This is a genomic window from Chamaesiphon sp. OTE_8_metabat_110 (assembly GCF_031382685.1).
Taxonomy (GTDB): domain Bacteria; phylum Cyanobacteriota; class Cyanobacteriia; order Cyanobacteriales; family Chamaesiphonaceae; genus Chamaesiphon.
In genome coordinates, this window is the sequence record NZ_JANMZA010000041.1 from 1 (window position 1) to 4,995 (window position 4,995).

Below are 4,995 nucleotides of genomic sequence, written 5' to 3' on the forward strand. Positions count from 1 at the left end.
CTACCACCCGCAATGGCAATATGACCTGCGCTGGTATACTTTTCGGCAATCAGATGTTCGGCACAAGCCACAAAGTCCAGAAAGGTGTTCTTTTTTTGCAAGAACTTACCCGACTCATACCAGTGTCGCCCCAGCTCCGAACCACCGCGAATATGGGCGATCGCATAGACAAAGCCGCGATCGAGTAAACTGAGTCGATTGGTAGAAAAGCCTGGATCTAGGATGGCTCCATAGGAACCATAACCATAGAGATACAGCGGTGCGGTACCATCGCGCTTAAAATCTTGGCGATAAACGATCGAGATCGGCACTTCCACCCCATCATGAGAACATGCAAAAATGCGCTCTGAATGGTACTGGCTCGGATCGTAGCCGCCTGGAATCTCATTTTGCTTGAGCATCGTCTTCAATCGCGATTCGGCAGAGCCGACGCTTAGCGAGTATATGTCTCCGAGCCATCGGTATCTTCGGCATACGCCAGGAGTTGATGGTTGGGGCTGATGCTGAATGTGCCAAGCTGAAAATAAGGTTTCCCTTCGGCAAGTTGATTTTCATCCAAGATGATTTCTTCGGGACTATTGAGATCGCCTAGTTTGCGGCAGTGAATGGCGTATTGTTTACCCACCGCAACTCTGGAGTAATAGTAATAACCATCTTTTTTGACGGGGACACTGAGATCGTCTTCCTTGACTCGCGCTTTTAGCTCTTGAAATAAACTCTCCCGCAGTTCGGCGTGTGGCTGTAGTACTTGCTCTGTGTAGTCATTCTCGGCTTTGAGATACTCCATCACTTGCGGATTGTCTCGAACGCGCAAGCGCACCCCAAGGTGGTCGCGCAGCCAGAAATAGTCATCGACGATCGGATCTCCGTGAATCTCGATCTGGTGAGCTAGCTTGGCGGCGTGGGGCGGTTGCATAAGCAAGTGATAGATAGACAGCAGATCTAGACTATCGATCGATTTAACGGCGAAGTAAATTCACTTCCAATCCGGTTCGGTTCGCAAAAACTTGTCTCATCTTGGAGGCTGTAACTAGCTTAATACCTTTCTGACGGCAACGCTGTCACACTCCAAAATTATAGCTAGTGAAGCTAAGTTCTACATCAGAACATCCTCTAGAGAAACAACAATAGCTAGCATATCGATTGCGTGGATGTAATTATTACGATGATTGAAGATTTGGTTCCACTCGCGCTAGATAAAGAGATTGAATTGGTGCGTCATGCTTTACAGCGACACACCCCACCCTGCTAGCGCGCTCGGTTATCACTGTGACGAATGTGGTCGATCGCTACGAGTAAGGCATCGAGCATGACTTCATAACTGACAGCAGGATCGCGGTGCAGCGTCATTAATTCCGATTGCTCTCTAATAATAAAGCCATAAATCGCGGCATTTACCATTCGCATTACATCGACCAAGGCATCATCGCTCAATTCGTATAGTTGCAGCGATTTTCTGAGCGCATGTAAGGAGTCACTAACGATCTTAGCTTCTGCTGGATCGGTGGGCTGCAATTGATACTGCATCATCACGCGATAACGCGCTGGGTAGCGTCGGGCAAAAGTGCGGGTAGCCTGTGCGCCGATAAACAGTAATGTACGCGGCTCATTAATATCAGTCGTTTGACTGTGGTAGTCTGTCAGATAGTTATGCCAAATTTCTAGGGCTACCGCCCGTCGTAGCCCTGTATTGCCGTCTAGATGCTTGTAAATGGCAGGTGGCTTAATCCCCAACGATCGCGCGACCCGATTTACGCCCAGTGCCGATTCGCCCTCTCGATCGAGGCAATCGATCGCCGCGTTGATGACATCTTGCGGCGTTAAGGAATTTTCTTTGAGTGGACGACCCATGTTTTTAGTGGCAAGTTGACAATCGATCGGTAGTGAAGTTAAGTTAATCTAGTTAACTAAAAGTAAATATAGTTAGCTTTACTCACAAATGAAGGACTTTGCTCATGACTGACCTGACATTTGCCCCTGCCCATCAGCTTGCTCGAATGATTCGCGATCGTCAAGTCTCGTCTACAGAAATCGTTGAAGCTTATCTCACCAAGATTTCTCAGCATAACTCTTTACTCAATGCAATTTGTACCTTAGATGCCGAACCTGCTCGCAAGAGAGCGCAGGCAGCCGATTTGGCTCTAGCTAGCGGGAAAAACTGGGGTAGACTGCATGGCGTACCCATCACGGTTAAAGATATCTTTGAAACAGCAAACATACGGACTACGGCGGGTTATATCCCGCTAAAGGATTATCTGCCGCCGCAAGATGCGACGATCGTGGCGAGGTTGAAGGCGGCAGGGGCGATCGTTTTGGGTAAAAGTAATCTAGCAGAATTGGGCGGGGATTATCAAAGTACTAATTCTTTGTTTCCGCGCGTCAATAATCCTTGGCATCTAGACTATACACCGGGCGGCAGTTCTGGGGGTAGTGCAGCGGCAATAGCGGCGGGACTTTCTCCGTTAGATTTAGGTAATGATTTTGGCGGTTCGATTCGCCAACCCGCGCATTTCTGCGGTGTCTATGGCTTAAAGCCGACAGATCGGCGGATTTCGACAGCGGGAGTAATTCCGGAAACACCGGGAATGCCGATTTGTCTGCGTCAAATGATGACTGTCGGCTGCTTGGCTCGATCGATCGCCGATCTCCAGCTTTGCTTTGAAATCGTTGCTGGTGCAGATCCGCGTCGTCCTGATGTGCCACCAGTGCCGCTGGATACACCTACGGGCAAATCCTTACCAGATCTCAAAATTGCTTGGAGTGATGAATGGGCAGAAGTTCCCGTTGCAACAGCGATAAAATCGGCGATGGTGGCGAGTGCCGATCGGTTAACTGCCGCAGGTGCCAAGGTGAATCGCTGGCTGCCTCCAAATTTTAATCTGTCAGAAATTTTTGACCTTTATGGACGGCTGGCTGCTAATGTAAATCGATATGCTCAGCCAGCAGATCTTTATAATCTGCGGCACAGTGCCGAGTTGTTGTGGCGGACAGCTACTCAAGGGGATAAAAAACTGCGACACCTCGGCAATTACAGTAGTTTTTTACCGACAATGTTAAATCCAAGCCTGAAGGGATATTTTCAGGCATTGACCGAACGCGACAGCTTCATAGCGGCGATGGATGCAGCTCTGGAACCTTGGGATGTGTGGATTTGTCCGGTGGCGGCAACGACAGCATTTACACATCGTCCGGCTTGGAGTGCGATTGATATTGATGGTAGATCTTATCCTCATGCCGTCGCCAATGGCATTTATCTGTTGCCGTTTAATCTCAGCGGACAGCCAGCAGTGGTCATTCCTATTGGGCAAACTCAAACTGGTTTACCAATCGGAATGCAGATCGTCGGCAAACGGTGGCGAGAAATGGAGTTACTCGCAATAGCGCAAGAGATTGACAACGCGATCGGCAATTTCCGACAGCCATCAGGATATTAATTAAACCTTAAAATCGCCCTAACTTCAGCGAGTCGGGGCGATTTTGGTAACGATAGTGGCGTCCCTACAGGAACGCTCCGCGAACGAACTCGATCTGTCGAATCTATCAGTTAAGTTTTCGATTTCTGGTAGCTGAAATCTGCTTGTGGAGACAACTTTCGAGCAGGCGAACTTGATATATTTTTCTAAATCGCGTCGGGTCTAAAATTAATTTATGTCGGGGATGGAATACTGGCTGACTCAAAAATGCCGACCAGGGAAAAGGGACTTGCGGTGTTTCGTCGCTAGACACGATCGTTATGTGGGTGAAGTGGAATAGTTGCAGCAAACTTTTGGCAGATGGAGTCAGCCGCCAAGTAAACCTGAATAGTGGTAAATCGAGCTTCGGGTGCGATCGAGATCGTTGCACGAGGACTGATTGCCATCTTTAATACCTAATTTCCCATACTTAATAGAGCTAGAGCATCAGCCATTTATCTTGGTGCGATCGGTATCCGCGTTAGAATAGATGTAATCATTTATATTCAACGTTGCGATCGTGGTTGCTACTCCTACTTCTGGCAAGATTATCTCCTACCCAGCCAAAACTGTCGATCGAGCCGAATTAGCTCTGCGCTGTGCGCCATTTCAGCTAGCTCTATTTGCGAAACTGCGCTGGGAAGGTGTCTCAGTACCTAAGTTAGCGGGCGATCTCGGTGTGAGTGCTGGTTATACTCGTTATCCGCTCTCGGAGCTGGGTGTCGAGACGGCTACTAATTGGCTGATTCAGGTCGGAATGTTGCGGCGGGAAGTAGACGGACAAGGTTTAACTGATAGTTTTCGGCTGACGCCACTGGGTTTGGCGTTGGTTCAAAAGTGGGAAGATAAGGGTGGGAAGTTACCGTCAGTTAGTGCGCTCGATCGACTCAAAAATTGGAATGCCCGTTGGTCTCGGTTGCTGTTTTAAGCTAAGTTTTTTATGGGGTTATTGTCTACCCCTGTCAAGGTGAGCGTTTGTACTGATTAACGCGTTTGCGCCATTCTATCGATTGCGATCGGAGAATTTTAGTACATTCGATCGATCGAATTGCCGATTGAAGGTTTGGAGGTTGTTCTTTCAATCGAAAGAACAACCTCCAAAGGTCGCAAATTCGTCGATCGACTAGTACAAAGAGTCACCTTAACAGGGGTAGGTTATTGTCCTAAGCGAAGCGGTAAACGGTGTATATCCGTCAGTTGCGATCTTCCTAGTGGGGGCAAAACCCGGATCTGGGGGTTGTCTTGACGCGCTATACCTGGAGGGAACCTCCAGAGCGCGCGTCGCTGTCTTAGTGCGCTAAACCCGGAGGAAACCTCCGGAGCGCGCACCGCTCCGACCCCCAGCCCCCCCGTTGAAAGCGGCTCGCGCTCCTCGGGTTCCCCGAGGGTTTAGCGAGACAGCGACTGAAATCGCGCTGAGGTTCCCTCAGCGTGCGTTTCAGTCAAGACAAGACAGGCGGGACGCGTCTTGACCGAAACACATGCGGAGGGAACCTCCGCGTGATTTCGGTCGCCGCCTTCTCAAACTCTCCTGCGTAAGGTT

Annotated in this window: 7 protein-coding genes; 2 read left to right on the forward strand and 5 right to left on the reverse strand. The window is 49.3% G+C overall.

The window, feature by feature from the left end:
- The 3 genes from RMO52_RS01730 to RMO52_RS01740 form a co-directional block, all read right to left on the reverse strand.
- Positions 1–401, reverse strand: a 401-nt coding sequence (locus RMO52_RS01730) for a prolyl oligopeptidase family serine peptidase (RefSeq protein WP_310410352.1), incomplete at its 3' end; no start/stop codon positions are given.
- A gap of 32 nt (positions 402–433) precedes the next feature.
- Positions 434–916, reverse strand: coding sequence for a hypothetical protein (locus RMO52_RS01735; protein ID WP_310410354.1), 483 nt, complete (start codon positions 914–916; stop codon positions 434–436).
- 332 nt (positions 917–1,248) lie between these two features.
- Positions 1,249–1,851 carry a WHG domain-containing protein gene (locus RMO52_RS01740; protein ID WP_310410356.1) on the reverse strand — a complete coding sequence of 201 codons (603 nt, stop codon included), beginning with the start codon at positions 1,849–1,851 and terminating at the stop codon, positions 1,249–1,251.
- Positions 1,852–1,955: 104 nt separating this feature from the next.
- Here RMO52_RS01740 and RMO52_RS01745 point away from each other — a divergent pair, with 104 nt between their 5' ends.
- A complete protein-coding gene (locus RMO52_RS01745; RefSeq protein WP_310410358.1) occupies positions 1,956–3,434 on the forward strand; it encodes an amidase in 1,479 nt (492 codons plus the stop codon).
- 106 nt (positions 3,435–3,540) lie between these two features.
- Here the strand turns inward: RMO52_RS01745 and RMO52_RS01750 are convergent, their stop codons facing one another.
- Entirely contained in the window at positions 3,541–3,726 is a 186-nt protein-coding gene (locus tag RMO52_RS01750) for a hypothetical protein (protein ID WP_310410360.1), read from the reverse strand.
- Positions 3,719–3,859, reverse strand: a complete 141-nt coding sequence (locus RMO52_RS01755; RefSeq protein ID WP_310410361.1) for a hypothetical protein — start codon at positions 3,857–3,859, stop codon at positions 3,719–3,721. Before RMO52_RS01755 ends, RMO52_RS01750 begins: the two co-directional genes overlap by 8 nt.
- A gap of 113 nt (positions 3,860–3,972) precedes the next feature.
- On the opposite strand from RMO52_RS01755, the gene RMO52_RS01760 reads away from it, so the two are divergent.
- On the forward strand, positions 3,973–4,380 hold the full coding sequence (locus RMO52_RS01760; RefSeq protein WP_310410364.1) for an Npun_F0494 family protein: 408 nt from the start codon (positions 3,973–3,975) through the stop codon (positions 4,378–4,380).
- The last annotated feature ends 615 nt before the right edge of the window (positions 4,381–4,995 follow it).